A 2,654-nucleotide genomic window follows, 5' to 3' on the forward strand; every position below is an offset into this window, starting at 1 on the left:
AGCCGTGGCCAGAAGCATCGAGGACACCGTCCGCGAGCGCGGACTGACCCTCCTCATGGGCTCCTCCACGGACGACCCCGAGCGCGAACGCGCCCTGACGGACAAGTTCCTCGCCCGCCGCGTCAGCATCCTGATCGTCGTACCGTCCGTCGGCGCCGACCACTCCCACCTCAAGTCCCACCGTACGGCGGGGCTGCCCGTGATCTTCCTGGACCGACCCGGAGTCGGCCTCGCCACCGACAGCATCGTCAGCTCCAACCGGGCCGGAGCCCACGACGGCGTCGTCCACCTCATCGCCCACGGACACCGGCGCATCGGCTTCGTCGCCGACCTGCCCGTGAAGCTGTACACCCGCCGTGAACGCCTGGCCGGCTACCGCTCGGCACTCCAGGAAGCCGGACTCCCCGACGACCGCTCGCTCCTCGCCAACGCCCACAATCAGCAAGGAGCCGAGGCCGCGACCGCCCAACTCCTCGACCAGGCCGACCCCCCCACCGCGCTGTTCGCCGGCAACAACATCATGGCGCTGGGCATCGTCGCCGAACTGGCCCGCAGCAAGCGCAAGGACGTCGCCGTCGTCGCCTTCGACGACGTCTCGCTCGCCGAGGCACTCGAGCCGGCCCTGACCGTCGTCGCCCAGGACGCGGAAGAACTCGGCAGGGCAGCCGCGACCACCGCGCTGACCCGACTCGACGGCGACCGCACCCGCGCCCGCACCATCACCGTCCCCACCCACCTGGTCGTCCGAGGCTCGGGCGAACTCCCTGTCGCTGCGTTGCAGGAACCGTGACCTGGAGTTGGCGCCGAACTGCACGGCCAGGCAGGCTGTCGAGATCGGCCGGCCGGCATTGCCGCTCTTCGGTATGGCGGTGAACCCGCAGGTGGCACTCTCCTGACCGCGTCGGGAGAGCACCGCCGCGCCGCAAGCCGCGGCACGGCCGTCCTCGGTGCTCTCCACGCGAGCGAAGGTGATACTCCCTTCGCTCGCTCCTGTCCGCGGGCCAGGCACGTTCTCTCCGCGCAAGCAGAACGGTGGCAGCACGATGATCTCGTTGCCATACGCCTCTACCAACGGTGGGAGCCTCACCGACCTGCCTGGTCTCCACTCCCTGCGCCTCGTAGATGGCATGCCCCGATCGGAACAGACGCCTACGTGAGAAGGTTCCTGGGCCGTTTTCAGTACGGGCCGTTTCTCCCGCACCGCAGTCTGGTGGCAACCCAGTGCTCCAAGTGTCACGCAGCACCCTGAGACGCCGACCGTTAGGACGTGAGTCAGCTGCCTCGCCGAAGGCGGTCAGGCGGCCGCGTGGCTCGTACCACTGTGAGTTACTGCGCACTCGACCGTGCACCGCGGAGGAAGAGGGCACTGGTGAGGACGCCGAAGAGCACGATGGCGGCGTTCACCGCGATCGCCGCCTTCAAGCCGCCGAGGATGGCCGAGGCACCGGTACCGGTCATCGCCGCGGTGGCAATGACGCTCATGATCGCCGGGCCCATGGTGATGCCGATCTGCTGGGTCATGGTCGCGAGCCCGGTGGCCAGCCCCTGTTCATGGTCGGCCAGACCGGATGTTGCGGTGACCATGAAGCCGACAATGACGAGCATGTTGCCGACCCCTCCGACGAAGGTGGCGACGGGCAGCAGTCACATCCAGGAGCGATCGTCGCTGAGGCCGAGCAGGGCGGCTGTGAACAAGGTTTGCAGGATGCCGCCGGTGATCAGGGTCTGCTTGGTGCCTATCTTCCCGATGACCTTCGGGGCAACGGAGCCGCCGACGACCGTTCCCAGGCCCAGCACGCCGAAGGACAGACCGGCGGCCAGCGGGGAGAAGCCGAGGACTTCCTGGAGGTACAGAGTCAGCAGGAAGACCAGGGACGTCTCGGTGAGGAACGCGATCAGGCCGGCGACGTTTCCCCAGGCCACTGACCGCTTGCCGAGCACGCTGAGCGGCACCAGAGGCGCGGCCACCTTGCGCTCGACAGCCAAGAACACCACCAGCAGCATGCCGGCCGCCAGCGGTAACAGCGCGGACGAGGAGCCCCAGCTGTACTCACCGGCCTGGGTGAGGCCGAAGACGATGGCCAGCAGACCGAGCGTGACACTGACGGCGCCGGGGACGTCCAGCTTCGGGCGCTCGTCGGGCCGGGATTCCTTGATGACCGTCGGAGCGATGACGAGGACGGCAAGGGCGACGGGCACATTGATGAAGAACGCCCGGCGCCCGGACAGCAGGTCGGTCAGCAGACCACCGAGGATCGCTCCGGTGGTGAACCCGGCGGACATCAGCGCCCCATTGAGGCCAAAGGCCTTCTCCCGCAGGGGGCCCTCCGGGAACGAGGTCGGCATGAGTGATGAGTCCTTTGAGGATCTTGGCGGTCCTTGCCGATCAGTGCTCATCTTTGGCGTTTTCCCAGGTCAGGCGGGGTGGACCGCGGCAGCGCTTCTCGACCCTTGCCAGTCCGTTCCTGTCCTTGTGGCCTCAACTCGGCCTCAATGAGGCCCGACAGGATCGCACTGAAGACACGGAGGACGATCGCACCCGCTCAAGGACGGGATTCGAATCCACCCGCGGCGGATTTCCATTCCAACGCGCAGAGGGCCCCCGCGCCCCACCATGACCCCGGGAAGATCCAGTGTCGGGAACGTCAGCTCTC

At 67.7% G+C, this 2,654-nt stretch carries 1 protein-coding gene and 1 pseudogene; one reads left to right on the forward strand and one right to left on the reverse strand.

What is annotated here, in order from left to right; all coding sequences use genetic code 11:
• Positions 1–790, forward strand: a 790-nt coding sequence (locus tag N4G66_RS44995) for a substrate-binding domain-containing protein (RefSeq protein WP_261710126.1), incomplete at its 5' end; no start/stop codon positions are given.
• 536 nt (positions 791–1,326) lie between these two features.
• Here N4G66_RS44995 and N4G66_RS45000 read toward each other — a convergent pair.
• Positions 1,327–2,352 (reverse strand): annotated as a pseudogene (locus N4G66_RS45000) (MFS transporter); the annotation flags it as partial.
• Between the last annotated feature and the right edge of the window lie 302 nt (positions 2,353–2,654).

Source organism: Streptomyces rhizosphaerihabitans (assembly GCF_025399795.1).
GTDB classification, from domain to species: Bacteria; Actinomycetota; Actinomycetes; order Streptomycetales; family Streptomycetaceae; genus Streptomyces; species Streptomyces rhizosphaerihabitans.